The sequence below is a fragment of the Rhodoglobus vestalii genome (assembly GCF_006788895.1).
Taxonomy (GTDB): domain Bacteria; phylum Actinomycetota; class Actinomycetes; order Actinomycetales; family Microbacteriaceae; genus Rhodoglobus; species Rhodoglobus vestalii.
Genome location: NZ_VFRA01000001.1, coordinates 1122806 through 1141029, shown reverse-complemented (window position 1 = coordinate 1141029; position 18224 = coordinate 1122806). Strand labels below are relative to the sequence as shown.

Here is an 18224-nt window from a genome sequence, read left to right as displayed (position 1 = left end):
CGTGCACCTCGGCGGGGTCGCCGCGCAGTTCTCACCACTCTGCCGTCTGCGCGATGAGAGGATTGCCGATCTTCATCACCCGCACGGCCATGCCGGTGGGGAGGGTGGACTGAAGGTTGGTCGCCAAGTACCCCGGATGGGCGATGGAGCTGAGGGTTACCACCCGTGGTTGGGTTCCGCGGCCCAGTGCGTCTAGGAGAAGCCCGGTGAGCGCAAAATAGCCCAGATGGTTGGTGCCGAGCTGCAGCTCATAGCCGTCTGCGGTGCGGCCCCACCGATGCTTCTCCCTTGGTGGTGTTGCGAACGGCCAGCACAACGTGCGCGCCCGTGCGGGCGAGTTCGCGGGCAATGATCTCCCCGAGCCCGGAGCTCGCCCCGGTGACCACAACTCGCCGAAAACTCTGGTCAGGAATCTGTTCAGTAGTCCATGCGCTCATTGCTGATCCGTTCCTTCAAAAATGCAACAACGCGATCGCGGGCGGCCGACGCCGAATTGGCGGGGTTCTGGCGCACCTCACCGGTGAGCACCGAGTGCGCGGACTTCGCGTAGCCGTCGGGGTTGCCCGGAGAAGAATCCAGTTGGATAATCTCGAAGGCATCCCCGAGGCGCTTCTTGATGGTGTCGAATCGTGCTCGTGGGACGGAGCTGTCTTCGCTGAAACGTAAACCGAGCGCACACACTTCGCCGGCACTGGCTCGTGCCGCGATGCGATCAAATTCTTGCCGAGAGACCCCGGGGTCGAGTTGGCGGGCGCGGCCCAACGGAATTGGTGTGGCGGGTTGGCTCAAAACCGACGCGGCAACGGAATCATCAATTGCGGCTGCCAGAGCGAAGCCGCCGGTGAAGCACTGGCCAATAACGCCGACGCCTTTTCCTGGAGTGCGGGCGGCGAGATCGGATGCGACGGCCCTCAGGTAATCCGTGATTGGCCGATGGGCATTCGTGGCGAACGCCCGGAACTCTGACGAGACACAGAGTCGAAGTATCGTTCCCATCATGTAGCCGCCGGAGATGGATCGACCCGGCTCTCCAAACGGGGAGGGTACGACCACGGTGAAGCCTGCCGCAACGAGGTGCTCGCCCAGGCCGAGAACCTCGGGGGTAATCCCCGGAATCTCAGGGATCAGCACCACTCCCGGCCCTGAGCCTTTTTCGAAACAGTCGTAGGTCGTACCGGCTCCCGTGAATGGAGCGCGAACCCACCCGGCAAGCTGACCTACCGGGGCGGATTGGGTCTCTGTGCCTGTCACCTGTTCATCATCCTCCATGAAATCCGTCAGCTGGATGTGTGCAGCCGGTCTGCGCTAGAGGCGGGCGAGCCGCTCAATATCTTCGAGAAACTCTGCCGCGACTTGAGCCGAGACAGTGGTGCGGGTGGAACGGATCGCTGAGAGGTAGTCCTCGGTGGTCGGGCCAGCTGGGGCGGCGGAGCCGGCAGGATTGGCGGGAGCCGCGGCATCCACACTGTCGAAGAGAGCGCGCTCCAGTGCTTCTTGAGAAGCCCGGCGCGCCGCATACTCAACATCGGCGGGCGAAAAACCCTCGCTTGAGGACACCAGCACGTCAAGGTCAACGAGTCCAGTGACACCGGCAGGAATGTAGCGCTCCCAGATAGCGTGCCGCGCCGCAACATCCGGTAGCCCAATCGGAACGACATAATCAAAGCGACCATGGCGGAGCAGGGCGGAGTCGAGAGCGCGAATGAAGTTGGTGGCGCACACAAGGAGTCGCCCCGGCTGCTCGCGGAACGCTGGGATGATTTTGAGTAGTTCGTTGGTAACTCCCTGCAGGGCCGACGGCGGTTCACCGCCACGCTGTGCCGCGATCTCCTCGACCTCGTCGATGAAAACCACCACATGCTCAAGCTCGGAGACTTTAAGGAAGGTCTCTCGCAGAGCACCCGCGAGCCCCTTCGGATCGGCGGCGAGTCGGGACGGGAATACCTCGACGAATGGCCAATCCAGACGCGACGCGATCGCCTTGGCGAAGGTGGTCTTTCCCGTGCCAGGAGGGCCGAACAGTACAACTGCTTTCGGCGGCACCACCCCATACTGGTCAGCCATCTCCGGTTTGGCGAGCGGCATCACCAGGCGGCGCTCAAGCAGCTCTTTTTCGCGCTGCATACCGCCGACACCTTCCCACAGGTCGCGGGGAAGCATCCGCCCACCCAACTCGGCAAGGGAGCGCAACTCTTCGCGCTGCACCGGGATGTGGCGCTCAAAATATCGTAAATTCTTTTTCACTTCGAAGCCGCGATTGACGAAAGCATCCACGCGGCTTGCCGACTCCGGAAGCAGCGCAGAAAGTTTGGCGAGCCCGAACGGCGCCATTCGCTTTTCCAGTGCACCGAGCATTGCCGTGCCAATACCCTGGTTCTGCCAGCGCTGCGCGGTTGTGAGGAACACAATCCAACCCTGCGCGTGGGCCGCACGACCGACAGCAGCACCGATTACCTCATCGCCGTGCATGGCAACGACAGCCTGATCCTTCTCACAGCTCGCGAGCACCTCCGAGAGTCCGTACACCGGGTCAATCTTTAGGGCCGTGAGCTCTTCCCACAGATGCAGGATGCCGTCAAGATCGTCGGAGTGAAAGTCGCGGATGCGCCATACAGACAATGTGACTCCCTGGGATCAATGGTGGGTGCCGGTAAATCTAGGGCACTTGGCCGTGCGTAGGCTGTGGTGAAAATGTGGTCGCTGAACGATATATTGTTAAGGATCGCCAATTCCATGGTGACGCGCATTGCACGCTCGCATGGGGTGGTGAGCGCTCCCCCTAAAAGTGAAGGCGTGATCCCTGTCATGGAGCTAACTAAAGGTCGCGATCACTACGACCTTGTCGTCATCGGTGCGGGCCCGGCCGGAACCTCGGCGGCGATTCGCGCGGCAGAGTTGGGCGCCCGGGTGGCGGTGGTGGAGGCATCCCGCACCGGGGGGACCTGCGTCAATACCGGTTGTGTACCGACCCGGGTGCTCGCAAAAACGGCGAGACTGGTGCGCGAGGTGCGACTCGCCCACAAATATGGCATTGCAATCTCGGCACCCGAGGTGCAGTGGAACGCGACAGTGACCCGGGTGCGCGCAACCGTGGACAAGGTTCGGTCGCTGAAGGACGAGCCCGGACGTTTCTCGGCGTTAGGGATTGAACTCATCCTTGATGGCAGGGCACGGTTTGTCGACACCACGACGCTTGCGCTTGACAGTGGGCGACGCATCACGGGTGATTCGGTGATTATTGCTGTCGGTGGGCACTCGCGGCGTCTGCCGATTCCGGGTGCTGAACTCGCGACCGTGCCCGAGCATGTGCTCGATTTGCCCTCCCTTCCCCGCCGCATCGCGATTATCGGTGCCGGCAACACCGGCGCTCAGCTGGTCACTGTTTTCAGTGCCTTTGGCTCTCAGGTGGCGTTGCTGGATGTCGCGCCCAGAATTCTGGCGGCATCGGACAGCGATATTTCTGCCGCCGTTTCTACCGCGTTCGTGGAACAGGGTGTCGCGGTGCATACGGGCTTGGACGGTGTGGAAAGTTTGACACGATCCGCAGACGGCTCGATCATGCTTACCTGGCGCTCGGGCGGGGAGCCGGTGTCTGCTGACTTCGATGCCGTCGTCATGGCCACGGGTTGGCCGGCGGATGTTGATGACCTTGGATTGGAGAACGCCGGGATCACGGTCGTGCGTTCGTCAATTCCCGTCGACCAGTATTTTCGCAGCGCTGTGCCACATATTTACGCCGTGGGGGATGCCAATGGTCGCGACATGCTCGTGCAGGCCGCACATTTTGAGGGTGAAGCGGCCGCAGAAAATGCGGTGCTTGATGCCAACCGTCGCACACCCCACCACTTGCTTCCCGCCGGAGGTTTTACGGACCCGGATTATGCTGGCGTCGGGCTGACAGAGGAACAGGCTCGACAGCGTGACCGCCACTGTGTGGTCGCTACGGTGCCGTATACCGAGCTCGATCGTGCGGTAATCGATGACCGGGCCCGCGGTTTTTTGAAACTGATTGCTGATCGTCGACGGGAGCTGATCTTGGGAGCGCACGCCGTCGGTGAAAATGCTATCGAGGTCGTTCAATCCGTCACTACGGCGATGGCGGCAGGCATTGATGTCTCGACACTCGCCGGGGTGAAGTTTGCGTACCCGACCTACAGTGCGGTCATCGGACTTGCGGCTCGCGCGCTGCTGGCGGAACGCGCGCCGCTCGCGGAGCACTCGGAGGTGCATACGAGTTCACCGGCCGCGAACTGACGGGTATCGCCTCCCAGTTGCCGAGCGTACGATCGGCACATGACTGAGAAGCAGCCGTTCGATCTCGTTGCCACCGAGGGCACAATCGAGGTGCGCCGATACCCCGAGCACGTTGTTGCCGAGACAGAGGTGTCCGCTGATTTCGAGGATGCCGGAAACCGTGCGTTCCGCTTTCTTTTCGGCTACATCTCCGGTGACAACACCGCGCAGCAGTCAATCGATATGACCTCCCCGGTAGTTCAGGCAAAGTCCCAACGAGTCGCTATGACGGCACCCGTGGTGCAAACTGGCGCCGGCGGCAACTACACGGTCGCTTTCGTGCTCCCGGCATCCTTCGATGAAGCGTCGGCACCCCTCCCAACTCGCAGCGAGGTGTCGCTGCGCACAGTGCCCGCGAGGCTTGTGGCTGCGATGAGATTCACGGGCCGCTGGAGCAAGTCGTCTTTCGACAAGCACGTCACCCGGTTGCTATCCGGGGTGACGGATGCTGGGCTCACCACCATCGGTGAACCCTGGTTCGCACGCTTCGACCCACCCCTCACGCCCTCATTTCTCCGCCATAACGAGGTGCTTGTTGAGGTCGCTGAGAACCCCACCAAATAGGGAGGCATTCGCCGAAGCGAAGAGCATCATTGCGGGCATGCCCGGGTTTCGGGCATCCCCCGAGTATCAGCAGTGGCAGGCATTGCTGCACGATTTTTATGAACCGTTCCCCGTCGTTGAATACGTCGATGAGGTCACGCGGGTGCCAAAAGGTAGCTGACTCAACCCCCGGCTTCACTTCGGCCAGCCGACGACATGGCATACAGGTTGGCGGCGTAGCGTGAATAGTGGATGCACTGCTGACGCTCTCGCGAAGTTCACACTCCGCGGCAGCCGACGGGGCACCGCAACCGCCAGGAGGCGACCATGCACGTCATCGTCAATACCGATAACAACATCACCCTCAGCGAAGACTCGACCGCCGAGATCGTGTCTTCGGTCGAAAGCAAGCTCTCGCATTTCAGTTCCCACCTGACCCGGGTTGAGGTGCACTTGAGCGACGAGAGCGCCGGTCGCAGCACAGGTGACGACATCCGTTGCCAACTTGAGGCCCGCCCCGAGGGCAAAAATCCTGAACTCGCGAGCGATAACGCATCAACTGTCGAAACCGCGGTCAATGGTGCCATTCGAAAGATGCGACACGTGCTCGACACAGCGTTTGGGCGCGCCGACCAGCACAAGGGCGACAGCTCGATGGGTGGAGTCGAGCCCCGCTAGGCGGCAGCGTTCGTCACAAGAGAGCGCAGTAGTCCCGGACTCGCGCGCTTCCCGAGGTCGCGAGTGCGAGCCGCGAACCGCCGAGGGTGATCGAGCAGAGAAGAGCCGAGCGATCCACAGCAGGGCGAACTCTTTGGAACTCATCGCCAGTCGCCGCAATCAGTACCATTGCAATTGCAGTCCAGCGAAAGAGGCGGCGCGATGCCAGAGCAGTACGCAACAGGCGACCACTACACCGGCGGAGAGCCGTTGCGAATAGTCGCATCCCTGCCGGTCGCCATCACGCCGGGATTGGTGCTCCGATGACCGCTACGACACCTCGATACCTCGACGAAGCCGCGGTGCGTGCCGCCATCAGCCCGGCGCAAGCGGTCGATGCGGTACAGGACGCGCTCCGTGCGGGCTTCGATCCCGGGATGGATCATGCTCGCGTATTCGAGAGACTCACCCGGGGGCAGTTCTTGCTGATGCCGTCGGAAGTGGGCCCGCACGCCGGCATCAAGGTGCTCACCGTCAGCCCCAACAACCCGGGTCACGGATTGCCGCGCATTCAGGGGCTCTACATTTTGTTCGACGCCGAAACGCTCTCGCCGACACTTCTGCTGGATGGCGCCGCTCTCACGAGCATCCGCACGCCGGCTGTCTCCTTCGCTGCCACAGCGACGGCACTTCTGCGGTCGCCTGATCCTCTCGATGTCGTCATTTTTGGGGCCGGCCCGCAAGCGACAGAACACTTGGCCACGCTTCGAGCAGTTCTCGGCGAACAGCGGTCGATTGCATCCGTGACTGTCGTCGCTCGCACTGCTCGAATTGTCGACATCGCCCAGGCACGAGTTGTCGAAGCGGGCAGCACCGAGGCCTCCGAAGCGGTCGCGATCGCCGGGCTCATCGTGTGTGCAACGACCGCCCGCACTCCAGTGTTCGACTCCACCACCGTGCGGTCGGATGTCGTTGTCGTTGCGGTTGGTTCCCATGAGCCGAATGCTCGTGAGCTTGACGGTGCGCTCATGGCCCGGGCGCAAGTGGTCGTGGAAGATGTCCTCACCGCGGTGCGGGAAAGCGGCGACGTGGTTATGGCGATCGACGAAGGGGCGCTCACTTCTGATGACCTCATCCCGGTGGCCGATGTCGTTCGCGGCACAGTGCAGCTCGATGCTGAAAGGCCCATCGTGTTTAAGAGTTCGGGTATGAGTTGGGAAGACCTAGCCATCGCATCCGCGATCGCATCCGCCACCGGTCGCACCGCCGACGCAGCCTAGCGCGGAGTCGTCCCAGGAACGCCGACGAAAATCCGTTCCGACGTTGCTATTTCTTGGCTCATTCCCGCACAGTGGCCGGTAACCGGCGACAATGGATAGATACCGCTCATCGTTGAAAGGCTTATTTATGGAACTCTTCGCCACCGGCGGAACCGTCCTCCTGATCGGAATCGGGGTGGTGGTAGTTGTTGTACTGCTGCTCATCCTTCTCCTGATCGCGCGGGCATGGTTTAAGGTCGCCCGCGCCGACGAAGCGCTCGTCGTCTCCGGTCGTTCCCAGAAAGATTCCAGTGGGCGCGATTCGGCGGTCACTGTCATTGTTAATGGCAAGGCTCTGGTCAACCCGATCACGCAGCGCCACGAAACGATTTCGCTTCGCTCGCGTCAGGTCTCGATGACCGCAGAAGCCCAGTCGGCCGACAACGTCACCCTTCAGGTTGAGGCTGTCGCCATTGTGAAGATTGGGTCAGAACCCGACCTCGTGCGTCGTGCCGCAGAGCGTTTCGCGTCGCAGGATGCGGCCATCGAGCAGTTCACAACAGAGCAGCTTGAGGGTGCCCTCCGTGGTGTCGTCGCAACGCTGTCCGTTGTTGAGCTGATGCGGGAGCGCAAGAAATTCTCTGACCAGATCGCTACCGACGTTTCGACCGAACTTTCGGAGCAGGGCCTCATCCTTGACTCATTCCAGATCAAGGGCATCGGTGACAAGGTTGGCTACATCCAGTCACTCGGTACGCCGCAGATTGAGTCCAAGCGTCGCGAGGCAGAGCTGGCCACCGCTGACGCGAACCGCGAAATCTCTAAGCGCAACATCACCGTCGCTGAGGCGAACCTGATCGAGCAGACCGCGCTCGACAAGAACACCGCAGACTCGAAGGCTGAGGTTGGTAAAGCAAACGCGGAAGCCGAGCAGGCAGAAGCACTCGCTCGCGCCACGGCCGAGCAGGGAGTTCTCCAGCAGCGTGCCGAGAACCGTCAGGCCGAACTCGATGCTGACGTAAAGCGGCTTGCTGACGCAAACCTGTACAAGGCGCAAAAAGATGCGGACTCCGACGCCTACCGCCTCGTCAAGGGTGCAGAAGCTCAAGCCCAGATCGCGGCCGTCGAAGCTGAGGCTGTGCGCGTTCGTGCCGCCGCCGATGCCGATGCAACCCGTCTCGCCGGTGAAGCAAAAGCAGCAAGCATTGAGGCAGAAGCTGGCGCGCTCGCGAAGCACCAAGAAGCACTCCTCGCCCAGCGCGCCCTCGAGGCACTTCCGCTCGTCATGGAGCAGTGGGCCAAGGGTTACGGCCAGATCGGCTCCGTCACCGTCATCGGTGGCAACGGATCCAGTGCGGCTGACACCATCGGCAACGAGAGCGCGATCGCATTGCGCAGCTCGTTCGAGTCGATCAAGGCCGCTACCGGACTCGACCTTGCCTCCCTCATCCAGGGTCGCGCAGTCGGTCAAGCAGTCGGCGAAGGCGCTCGCGGCAGCAGTTCAGAAAGTTCAGTGGATGCCGGACTTGCGCACTTTGCCGACAGCGGTTTCGGCTCTGCTGCAAAATCGTCGTCACCAGCAGAAGACCCCGCCACTGACGACCCCGCCGCTGACGACTCCTCAGGCGTTGAGGGCGACAGCGCTCAGTAGCAGGGTCATTCGTGGTCGGGTTTCTCTGTAGAGGGCCCGGCCACGAACTCTAATCGTCGTCGCCGACGAGCTCTGAGCCCTCAGGGTACTTCTCGACCTGGGGTCGTCGCGCGATAAAGATGATGCTCGCGATAAGTCCGCCCCAGACGAGTACGGCGGCGACAAGGAAGAATGCAAACGCGATGCCGGTCATTTCTTGAGCTCCTTCAGTGCTTCGGCGCTGGGCCACGCAGTGAAATCGTCGGGGTCATGCCTCCACCGCAAAGCCGTCATAGTGATCGCTCCGACCAGTATGACCGCGACTGTGCCCCAGCCTGCGACCGCCAAATACCACAGCGGGTACCCTTCATAGCCTTCGGTCACGAGCACAATAATTCGCTGGATGAGCATATAGAGCAGCACAATCGGGGCGAGCACGCCGACGAGTAACTGCCAAATACGGCCCACCTTAAAGGTGGAGACGGCGTTGAGGTGTGCTGCAAGCTCGGGGCCCTTGCGGAACACCCAGATCACAAGGATTGTGGAGGCGATTGCGGCGACGACGATTCCGATGTTATTCGCCCACTGGTCGACAGTGTCGAGAGTGATGAGGCCGGTGGTCGTCGAGAAGAGCAGCACCGAGACAACGGCGAGCACGATACCGACACGCAGCGATGCCTGACGCGCGCTCAGGCCGAATTTGTCTTGGAACGCGGATGACACCACCTGCAACACGGACAAAAGTGAGGTGAATCCTGCCATCACAAGCGAGCCAAAGAAGAGTGCGCCAAACAGTGCACCCCCTGGCATTTCGGAGACGATCGCGGGGAAGGTGATGAACGAGAGACCAACGCCGGTGAGCCCCTCAAGTTCATCAATGCCGACACCCTGCTGGAACGCGAAGAAGCCGAGGGTGGCGAACACACCGATGCCGGCGATGATCTCGAACGATGAGTTCGCGAACGCAACAACCAGCGCGGGGGCGGTGACGTTGGCGCGACGTGCTCGGTACGAGGAGTAGGTGATCATAATGCCGAACGCGATCGACAGTGAGAAGAAGATCTGGCTGTAGGCGGCGATCCACACACTGGGGTTGCCGAGGGCTGCCCAGTCGGGCGTGAAGAGAGCGTTGAGGCCGTCCATGGCGCCATCCAAGAACAGCGCACGTACTACCAAGATCAGGAAGGCGACAACCAGCAGGGGCAGAAAGATCACGTTGGCGCGCTGCACTCCCTTGGCGATGCCGGAACCGAGCACGACCAACACGAGCACCCAGACCAGCACAAGCGGAATCAGCACGGCGGGAACGAACTGCGCGCTGAATCCTGGGTCGCTTACCTGAAGAAACTCATTCTGAAAGAACCCGGCAGTGTCGTCACCCCAGCGCAGATCGAAGCTGAAGGTGAAATAGCTGGCTGCCCAGGCCACGACGGCCGCGTAGTACACGGCGATGACGATGCAGATCCACACTTGGAACCAGCCAAGCGATTCAAGCCATTTGCCGGCTTTGCCACCGAGGCGACGGAAGGCGGTGGGGGAGGAACCACGAAAGCGGTGACCAATCGCATAGTCGAGGAACAGGATCGGGATGCCGGCAGTAACCAGTGCGATCAGGTAGGGAATCAGAAATGCTCCGCCACCATTCTCATAGGCCACTCCGGGGAAGCGCCAGATGTTGCCCAGGCCCACGGCTGAGCCGATGGCCGAGAGGATGAAGCCTAGCTGGCCACTCCACTGTTCTCGTGGCCGCGATGCAACTGATCCGTGGTGCTCTGCCAAGGTCGCTCCTCGTGTCTTTGTTTATGTCTGCGGGGCAGCCATCCATTGCCTGATTGTTGCCCGATTCCTGTGTTCACGTTAACACTGACTCTCGCCAGACTTCGCACGGTGTCCAGACGCATCGGGCTTAAACCACAAACTACGGCGGGACGTAGATTTACAACAGGGTGCGGCCAACATACAATCGGAGGATGGCCAGCACGACGCAATCCACTTTTCTCCGCGGCAGTCGAAGAGCATTCATTACCGCTCTCACCGCTCTTACCGGGCTCACCGTATTCGGGCTTACCGGGTGCACGATCGCCTCGGATGCTGGTGCGCTGCCCGACCCTGCCGACGACCGCCCCGTCGTTCTCACGACCTTTACGGTGCTGGCAGATATGGCAGAGAATGTGGCTGGCGATAAACTGCGGGTGGAGTCGATCACCAAGGTTGGTGCCGAAATTCATGGCTATGAACCCACACCCGGTGACATAGCGAAAGCTGCTGAAGCCGATCTCATTCTTGACAATGGGCTCAATCTTGAGGCTTGGTTCGCACAGTTCGTTGGGGGGCTTGATGTTCCCCATGTTGTCGTCTCTGAAGGGGTGGAGACGATCACCATTGCTGAAGATGCCTACAAGGGTTTGCCCAATCCGCACGCCTGGATGAGCCCCGTTAATGGGCAGATTTATGTTGACAATATGGTGACCGCGTTCAGCGAACTCGACCCCGATAATGCGGCAACCTACGAGACCAATGGTGATGCCTACAAACAGGAACTCCAGGCGGTAAGTGATGAGCTCACCGCAGAATTGGCAACGCTCACGCCCTCGCAGCGGGCGCTCACCACCTGTGAAGGAGCGTTCTCCTATCTGGCTCGGGATGCCGGCCTCACCGAGCACTATCTGTGGGCGGTCAATGCCGAGCAGCAGGCGACCCCGCGGCAAATCGCCAGCGTCATTGAGGTCGTCCGCGAGCGGAATATCCCTGCAGTGTTCTGCGAATCCACGGTCTCCGACCGCGCGATGCAGCAGGTCGTTGAGGCCACCGGCACGCGCTTTGGGGGAACCCTCTATGTGGACTCCCTCTCGCAAGCCGATGGTCCCGTTCCGTCATACCTTGAGCTTCTGCGGTATGACGCCCAAGTTATTATTTCTGGGCTCACCGGCGAGGGCTCGTAGTGCCTTCGCGGCCGGGACCGGGGTTGGGGCCGACGGGGGGTGAACCGCGCGGCGGTGCTGCGGCATCCGTTCCCGCTATTGCTGTGGAGAACGTCACGGTCCATTACGGTGACGTTCGTGCTCTCGACGCTGTCAATTTCTCAATCGCTCCCGGCCGCATTTGTGGGCTGATTGGCATGAATGGTTCGGGCAAGTCGACGCTGTTCAGAACCATCACCGGCATGATTCGGCCGGATCGTGGAACCGTCACTCTGGGCGGTATGACCCCGGCTCGTGCGCGCTCGGCGGGAGCTATTGGATATGTTCCGCAGAGTGAAGAAGTGGATTGGGCCTTCCCGATTTCGGTGAGAGATGTGGTCATGATGGGCCGTTATGGCCACATGGGGCCCACGCGGCGGGCTCGAGCGGCTGACCGTGCCGCGGTAGCCGAAGCTCTGGAACGCGTGGAACTCACTGATCTCGCCGACCGCCAGATTGGTCAACTCTCTGGCGGCCAAAAGAAGCGCGCTTTCGTTGCCCGTGGCATTGCTCAGGGCGCCGAGATTCTCTTGCTCGATGAACCATTCGCGGGGGTCGATAAGCGCTCAGAGGCGACCATCACAGCACTGTTGCGGCAACTGGCGGATGACGGGGCGACCGTGTTCGTTTCTACTCACGATCTCAACGCGCTGCCTGCGCTCGCGGATGAGGCGATCCTGCTGATGCGTTCGGTGATCATGCACTCTACGCCCACCGAAATCCTCAAGCCGACGAATCTTGCGCGAGCGTTTGGGCTGGACGTTCTCAACCCGGGAACTGCACCGTGAACCCGCTCGATTTTCTGATTGAACCACTCAGCTATGAGTTCATGGTTCGTGCGATGGCCACGAGTGTTATCGCCGCCATCGTCTGTGCCGTTCTCTCGTGCTGGCTTGTGCTCGTGGGGTGGTCGCTGATGGGGGATGCGGTGTCGCACGCCGTGCTTCCCGGGGTGGTGCTCGCCTATGTGGTGGGTGCGCCGTTTGCGCTCGGGGCCATCGTCTTCGGGTTTCTGGCCGTCGCGCTGATCGGCATCATCAGAAATACCAGCCGAATTAAGGAGGATGCCGTAATCGGCATTGTTTTTACGACGCTTTTTGCACTCGGGCTGGTCTTGATTTCGGTGACCCCATCGCAGACGGATCTGAACCACATCATCTTCGGCAACCTGCTCGGGGTTTCGTCTGCCGAACTTCTTCAGGTGATCATTTTGGGTGCGGTGACGTTCAGCATCCTGATTTTCAAGAGACGGGACTTCACCCTCTACGCGTTCGATGCGGTCCACGCTCATGCGATTGGGCTGAATCCGAAGGTCTTGGGGGCGGCGCTTCTGGGGCTTATCGCACTCACTTCGGTGGTGGCGTTGCAGGCGGTCGGGGTGATTCTGGTGGTGGCCATGCTGATCATTCCTGGCGCCACCGCGTACTTGCTGACCGATCGTTTTTCGCGGATGCTCGTGCTTGCCCCCACGATCTCGGCGTTCTGTGCGGTTGCGGGGCTCTACTTGAGTTATTACCTCGATACATCATCGGGCGGAATGATTGTGCTCGCTGAGGGTGCGGTGTTTGCGCTGGTGTACCTCTTTAGCCCGACGCAGGGTGTTATCGGCAAGTACCTCACGAGTCGTCGGCGGCGGCAGACAGTCTCTAAATAATAGGTTAGCCTTACCTAATTAGAATGAGACCCGTCGGATGGAACGAAAGTACTCAGCACACGATGACGATCACCCACACCGAAACCAAAGCCCTGAACCTTGCTCGCGGTTCAGACCAGCACACCGCACTCATCACCGACGATGGCGATCTAAGCTACGACGATCTTCGCGAGCGCGTCGCCGCTCGACGAGACGAACTGGGGGCCACCCGCAGGCTAGTGCTGATCGAAGCATCCGCAGCACTGGAGCCGGTCGTCACGTACCTCGCATCCCTGGAAGCCGGGCATCCGGTGTTGCTGGTTGAACCCACAGTGCAGGCCTCCGATGGTGGCCCATCATCCGATTTCGAGCCCATCATCAACCGTGCTGACGCCCTCATCGACCGCTTCGATCCCGACGTCATTGCACGCGTTGACAACAACCAGTGGATGCTGCACGAAGCACGCCCGGGAACGCGGCATGAGCTTCATCCTGACCTTGCCATGCTCGCCAGCACCTCCGGATCAACAGGGTCACCCAAAGTGGTGCGTCTTTCCCGAGAAAATGTGCTGTCGAATGCTTCCGCAATCTCTGAGTACCTCGAGCTTGGCGCCCACGATCGGGCTATAACTACACTGCCGCTGCACTACTGCTACGGGTTATCGGTGCTCAATAGCCACCTCGTTGCCGGCGCATCGGTGCGCTTGACGTCACGTTCGGTGGTTGAGGCCGAGCTATGGGATGACTTCGAGGCGGTGCAGGCGACATCGTTTGCGGGAGTTCCGTACACCTTTGAGCTGCTCGAAAAGACTGAGTTCCTGTCGCGCGAGCTGCCGTCGCTGCGCTATGTCACCCAGGCGGGAGGAAGACTCGATCCCGAACGGGCCCGCAAATTCATTCAGCTGGGCCGCCATCGTGGATTCGACTTCATCACTATGTATGGGCAGACAGAGGCAACGGCACGAATGGCTTATGTGCCGAGTGACCTGGCGGAAACCGCTGTGGGCACTATCGGCGTGCCCATCCCCGGGGGGCAGTTTCGCATCGACTCACCGCCATCGTCGGATGTTGGTGAACTTGTCTACACCGGGCCCAACGTGATGATGGGCTACGGACACGGTACCCAAGATCTCGCGTTGGGTGTCAGCACAACAGAGCTTCGTACCGGAGATCTTGCTCGACAGCGCGACGATGGGCTCTACGAAATTGTGGGGCGCAGCAATCGCCTTGCCAAGATTTACGGACTCCGCATCGATCTCGATCATGTCGAGCAGCAACTCGACGCTGTTGGCCTCAGTGTGAAAGCGGTCAGTAGCGCCGAACGGCTGAAGCTCTTTGTGACCACGGAACGAAAATGCGCACCGGTCGCCGACTATGCAACCTCACAGTGGGGCTTACCCGCTCATTCTGTGGAGGTGCATGTGGTCGCTGAGTTCCCGCGCACTCCCAGCGGCAAAACTGACACGGTTGCCCTGCTGCGTTTCGCCAATAGCCGCAGCGCTGCGTTCGCCAGCCCCGCCGCAGACCACACCGCCGAGACTCTGAGAGCGCGCATCGCCCACCTCTTGGGAACTCCGCACGCCGTCATCGGTGACTCGTTTGCCGATCTCGGGGGCGACTCACTGAGCTATGTTGAAGTTTCACTGCACTTGGAAGAGTTGGTGGGGGTGCTGCCGCGCACCTGGCCCACAATGTCGATGGTCGAGCTCGCGGAGTATGGTGCTCAACGCCGGGCGGTACCGAGTAGGGAGATTCCGCGTTCGCGACGCCGATTGACTCGCATCGAAGTTCCCATTGTGCTCCGCGCGGTGGCGATCGTGCTCATCGTCGCGACCCACGGCGATCTCTTCTTTTTGCAGGGCGGTGCCCATCTCTTGTTGGTGATCGCCGGTTATAACCTGGCACGTTTTCACCTCACGAATCGGTCTGATCGACTACGCACCCGGGCCATGCTTGCCAGCGTTGCCTCGCTCGCGATCCCCGCGATTGTCTGGATTGGTTGTGTGACGCTCGTGGCTAGTGCGTACGCCACCGCCACGGTCTTCTTGGTCAACAACTTCGTAGGCAGCCCGCAGTGGACCTCCGAGTGGCGCTACTGGTTTCTCGAAGCGATGCTCTGGTCAATCCTGCTGGTCGTAGTACTTCTTGCCATCCCCGCGGTGCGCCGGTGGGAGCGGCGATGGCCGTTTGCGTTCGCACTCGCGATCTTGGCACTGACGCTCGTGGTTAGAACGGTTGCTCTGGGGGGAGTTCACGCGGAGGGCACCGAAATGTATGCGCTCTCGACGGTCGCGTGGTGCATCGCGTTGGGATGGGTGATCGCGCGGATCGCCACGAGAACGCAGCGCCTGCTCGTGTCGGCACTCAGCGTTGTGTGTGTGATCAGTTTCTTCGGGCAACCCCTGCGTGCGGCGATCGTCATCGGCGGTGTGCTGCTGTTGCTGTGGGTCACGTCACTTCCCGCCCCGCGCTGGCTGGTGGGAATCATTGCGACGCTCGCCGGCGCTTCCTTCTTCACCTACCTCACGCACTGGCAGGTTTACCCGGGCATCGAAACGTACTCGCCACTACTGGCAACGCTTGCCTCACTTGTCGTGGGGCTTCTGGTGTGGAAGTTTTACACCTTTATCGTGAGTCGCGCGCGCACCCTGGTCAGGAAAGCGACGACGGATAGAGCACAGCGCCACCATCAACCTCTAGGCCTATGACGGCACCCACTACTAGCGACTGCGTCTGACGGGTAGGAACGCTGAGCGAGATCGCGGTCGGGTGTGAGCCTTCCGTCACCAGAGACACCACAGCGGTGGGACCCATCTGGCGCAGACCAGTCACCGCCGCACTGCAGTGGGAGTGCGTGTCAGACAGCGAAACCTGGGCCGGGCGGATCATTGCTGCCACCGATGCTGCCCCTGTCGCGTGGTCGTGTCGTACTCTCAGCACGCCCAAAGGGGTCTCGACATCGCTGCCTTTTCGTGCAGCCGGCAGTAGCACGGCGCAGCCCAAGAGAGCGGCAACGTCAGCAGAAACTGGGTCGCTGAACACGGTCTCAGGAGATCCTGATTGCGGGAGCGCCCCCGTGATCATTACGGCGACCCCATCACCGAAGGAGAGGGCTTCTTCCTGATCGTGGGTCACCAGCACGGTGGTGGTGCCGCTGCGTTCCAGCGCGGTGATCACGGCCGCCCGTGTTTGTCCACGCAATCCGGTATCGAGCGCGCTGAATGGCTCATCGAGCAGCACCACCTCGGGCCGGGGTGCGAGGGCGCGGGCGAGAGCAACCCGCTGCTGCTGACCACCTGAAAGCTGGTGGGGATAGCGTGCGCCGAGACTCTCATCGAGCGAGGCCAGTTTCATCACTTCACCGATGCGCTCAATTCGCCCGGCGCGGGGCAGACCGAACCCAATGTTCGCGACGACCGATAGGTGGGGAAAGAGTGCACCATCCTGAGCCACATATCCGATACCTCGTCGGTGTGCTGGCACGCTGTGCCCGGGGGCGGCGATGATGCGGTCGCCCAGAGAGATCTCGCCCGAATCCGGCTTAATGAAGCCTGCAATAAGACGCAGAAGTGTCGTCTTGCCGCATCCCGAAGACCCGACGATGGCTGTGCGTGACCCCTGGGGCACGTCGAGAGAGACGTTGGTCACAACGGGCGTTGTGCCGAACGATTTTCCGACATTGTTGATGCTGAGCTTCACCGTGCTTTACTCCCGGTCTGCGCAAAAAGTAGAGCCACAGCGGGAATCGAGAGTAGCACCAGCGTGATGGCGTAGGGGGCTGCACCGGGGTAGTCGATGGATGAGGCGGCCGACCAGAACTGGGTCGCGAGCGTTCGCGTGCCGGTGGGTGCGAGCAAGAGTGTGGCGGTCAATTCGTTGGCTGCTCCCAGCGCGACAAGGGCACCGGCTGCCGCTATCGCGGGAAGCAGCAATGGGAGTGTTACTCGCAACCGTGCCAGTAGCGGTGGGGTTCCCAGCGCACGGGCTGCTTCTTCCAGTGACTCTGGCACCTGAGCCAATCCGGCACGGAGGGTCACCAGCGCCCGCGGGAGGAAGATGATGACGTAGGCCGCCGTTACGGTTGCCGCGGTCTGGTAAATCGCCGGCGCAACATTGAGCGTCACCGTGACCAATGCCAGCGCCACAATGATTGCGGGAAGGCTGCTGGCGATTGAGTAGCCGCCTTCGAGAGTTTTGCTGAGGCGTGATGGGTGCCGTGTCGCGAGCCACGCTATCGGGAGTGCGACGAGAACCGCCCCCACTGCACCACTGAGCGAGAGTAGAGAGGTGTCTACGAGCGCGCGCCAGAGGCCGTCGAGCATGTCGGGTTTCGCGGCGAAAGACCACCGGATGACGCTGGCCATGGGAACGACTGTGGCCAGCGCGCCCAGGGCGGTGACGGAGAGGATCGCGACCGGGGTGAACCTTCCCAGGGCGATGGGCTGGGCTTGGGTGGCGCTACTCGATCCAACGTAAGCGTAGCGGGCGCGTCCGCGCGCGGTGGCTTCGATGGCCAGCACGATGATGCTCAGCAGTGCGAGAACGATACCGAGTGAGGCCGCTGAGGGCCCGGCAAATGTTGACTGGTAGGCGACAACGATTGCGGTCGTGAAGGTGTCGAACCGGATGAAGGCGAAGGCGCCGTATTCTGCCAGGAGGTGGAGTGCAACGATGAGACCCCCACCCAGAATGGCTAGGCGAAGCTGGGGGATGACGACCCTGAGGAGAATTGCCCCCTCGGTGAGCCCTAACGATCGTGCGCTTTCTTCGAGGCTGGGATTGAGGCCCCGCAGGGTGGCGAGGGCGGGGAGGTAGACCAGCGGATAGTAGGCAAGTGTTGCGACAAGGAGCCCACCGCCGAGTCCCTGAATGGAGGGCACGATGCTCGCCCATCCGTAGCTGCTGACGAAGGAGGGGATGGCCAGGGGTGCGACACACAGCACTGCGAAGAAGCGTCTGCCGGGCAGGTCGGTGCGTTCGACGAGCCACGCACTTCCGACTCCGAGCACGATGGTGAGTGGGACCGCCAGGAGAACGATCAGGACGGTATTGGTGAGGAGTTCACCTACCCGAGGTCGCAGTAGTAGTGCCCCGAGTTCATCGAGACCGATCCGCGCGGTGGCTTCAATTACGTAGCCGACCGGTATCAGCATCCCGATAGCGAGTACCACAACGACAACGAGCAGTCCCGGTGAGGGCGGTGTCGTTGTCGTTGTGGATGCTCGCGTAGCGCGTGACGTTCGTGTCAC

Annotated in this window: 18 protein-coding genes; 10 read left to right on the top strand and 8 right to left on the bottom strand. The window is 61.3% G+C overall.

Annotation, left to right across the window (positions count from 1 at the left end; all coding sequences use genetic code 11):
- Nucleotides 1-31: 31 nt before the first annotated feature.
- The 4 genes from FB472_RS14540 to FB472_RS05505 form a co-directional block, all read right to left on the bottom strand.
- The gene (locus tag FB472_RS14540; protein WP_342775541.1) at nucleotides 32-163 is read right to left on the bottom strand and encodes a hypothetical protein; all 132 of its coding nucleotides are present in this window, start codon (nucleotides 161-163) and stop codon (nucleotides 32-34) included.
- Nucleotides 164-248: 85 nt separating this feature from the next.
- Complete coding sequence (locus FB472_RS14535) at nucleotides 249-437, bottom strand: SDR family NAD(P)-dependent oxidoreductase (RefSeq protein WP_342775540.1); 189 nt, start codon at nucleotides 435-437, stop codon at nucleotides 249-251.
- Entirely contained in the window at nucleotides 418-1251 is an 834-nt protein-coding gene (locus FB472_RS05510) for a dienelactone hydrolase family protein (RefSeq protein WP_246078097.1), read from the bottom strand. The genes FB472_RS14535 and FB472_RS05510 overlap by 20 nt, the downstream gene beginning before the upstream one ends.
- A gap of 54 nt (nucleotides 1252-1305) precedes the next feature.
- The gene (locus tag FB472_RS05505; protein WP_141990026.1) at nucleotides 1306-2619 is read right to left on the bottom strand and encodes an ATP-binding protein; all 1314 of its coding nucleotides are present in this window, start codon (nucleotides 2617-2619) and stop codon (nucleotides 1306-1308) included.
- 186 nt (nucleotides 2620-2805) lie between these two features.
- Between FB472_RS05505 and FB472_RS05500 the strand changes: the two genes are divergently transcribed.
- From FB472_RS05500 to FB472_RS05470, 6 genes are all read left to right on the top strand, one after another.
- Nucleotides 2806-4254 (top strand): dihydrolipoyl dehydrogenase family protein, encoded by a 1449-nt coding sequence (locus tag FB472_RS05500; protein WP_141990024.1) that lies wholly within the window; start codon nucleotides 2806-2808, stop codon nucleotides 4252-4254.
- A 39-nt stretch (nucleotides 4255-4293) separates the two neighbouring features.
- Nucleotides 4294-4857 (top strand): SOUL family heme-binding protein, encoded by a 564-nt coding sequence (locus tag FB472_RS05495; protein ID WP_141990023.1) that lies wholly within the window; start codon nucleotides 4294-4296, stop codon nucleotides 4855-4857.
- A 37-nt stretch (nucleotides 4858-4894) separates the two neighbouring features.
- Nucleotides 4895-5017: a hypothetical protein gene (locus tag FB472_RS14475; RefSeq protein WP_281283195.1), complete on the top strand. Its 123-nt coding sequence runs from the start codon at nucleotides 4895-4897 to the stop codon at nucleotides 5015-5017.
- Nucleotides 5018-5163: 146 nt separating this feature from the next.
- Complete coding sequence (locus FB472_RS05485; protein WP_141990021.1) at nucleotides 5164-5514, top strand: HPF/RaiA family ribosome-associated protein; 351 nt, start codon at nucleotides 5164-5166, stop codon at nucleotides 5512-5514.
- Between the two features lie 302 nt (nucleotides 5515-5816).
- Nucleotides 5817-6773, top strand: a complete 957-nt coding sequence (locus FB472_RS05475) for an ornithine cyclodeaminase family protein (RefSeq protein ID WP_141990020.1) — start codon at nucleotides 5817-5819, stop codon at nucleotides 6771-6773.
- A 127-nt stretch (nucleotides 6774-6900) separates the two neighbouring features.
- Nucleotides 6901-8403 carry an SPFH domain-containing protein gene (locus FB472_RS05470; RefSeq protein ID WP_141990018.1) on the top strand — a complete coding sequence of 501 codons (1503 nt, stop codon included), beginning with the start codon at nucleotides 6901-6903 and terminating at the stop codon, nucleotides 8401-8403.
- A 49-nt stretch (nucleotides 8404-8452) separates the two neighbouring features.
- Here the strand turns inward: FB472_RS05470 and FB472_RS05465 are convergent, their stop codons facing one another.
- Together FB472_RS05465 and FB472_RS05460 are read right to left on the bottom strand one after the other, a co-directional pair.
- Nucleotides 8453-8596, bottom strand: a complete 144-nt coding sequence (locus FB472_RS05465) for a MetS family NSS transporter small subunit (RefSeq protein ID WP_141990017.1) — start codon at nucleotides 8594-8596, stop codon at nucleotides 8453-8455.
- The gene (locus FB472_RS05460) at nucleotides 8593-10161 is read right to left on the bottom strand and encodes a sodium-dependent transporter (protein WP_141990015.1); all 1569 of its coding nucleotides are present in this window, start codon (nucleotides 10159-10161) and stop codon (nucleotides 8593-8595) included. The genes FB472_RS05465 and FB472_RS05460 overlap by 4 nt, the downstream gene beginning before the upstream one ends.
- A gap of 191 nt (nucleotides 10162-10352) precedes the next feature.
- On the opposite strand from FB472_RS05460, the gene FB472_RS05455 reads away from it, so the two are divergent.
- From FB472_RS05455 to FB472_RS05440, 4 genes are all read left to right on the top strand, one after another.
- Nucleotides 10353-11324 (top strand): metal ABC transporter substrate-binding protein, encoded by a 972-nt coding sequence (locus FB472_RS05455; protein ID WP_141990014.1) that lies wholly within the window; start codon nucleotides 10353-10355, stop codon nucleotides 11322-11324.
- Between the two features lie 23 nt (nucleotides 11325-11347).
- Complete coding sequence (locus tag FB472_RS05450) at nucleotides 11348-12130, top strand: metal ABC transporter ATP-binding protein (RefSeq protein ID WP_141991480.1); 783 nt, start codon at nucleotides 11348-11350, stop codon at nucleotides 12128-12130.
- On the top strand, nucleotides 12127-12996 hold the full coding sequence (locus FB472_RS05445; protein ID WP_141990012.1) for a metal ABC transporter permease: 870 nt from the start codon (nucleotides 12127-12129) through the stop codon (nucleotides 12994-12996). Before FB472_RS05450 ends, FB472_RS05445 begins: the two co-directional genes overlap by 4 nt.
- A gap of 62 nt (nucleotides 12997-13058) precedes the next feature.
- Nucleotides 13059-15683 (top strand): AMP-binding protein, encoded by a 2625-nt coding sequence (locus FB472_RS05440; protein WP_170192022.1) that lies wholly within the window; start codon nucleotides 13059-13061, stop codon nucleotides 15681-15683.
- Here FB472_RS05440 and FB472_RS05435 read toward each other — a convergent pair.
- The gene (locus FB472_RS05435; protein WP_141990009.1) at nucleotides 15628-16674 is read right to left on the bottom strand and encodes an ABC transporter ATP-binding protein; all 1047 of its coding nucleotides are present in this window, start codon (nucleotides 16672-16674) and stop codon (nucleotides 15628-15630) included. The genes FB472_RS05440 and FB472_RS05435 overlap by 56 nt on opposite strands.
- Complete coding sequence (locus FB472_RS05430; RefSeq protein ID WP_246078096.1) at nucleotides 16671-18224, bottom strand: ABC transporter permease; 1554 nt, start codon at nucleotides 18222-18224, stop codon at nucleotides 16671-16673. Before FB472_RS05430 ends, FB472_RS05435 begins: the two co-directional genes overlap by 4 nt.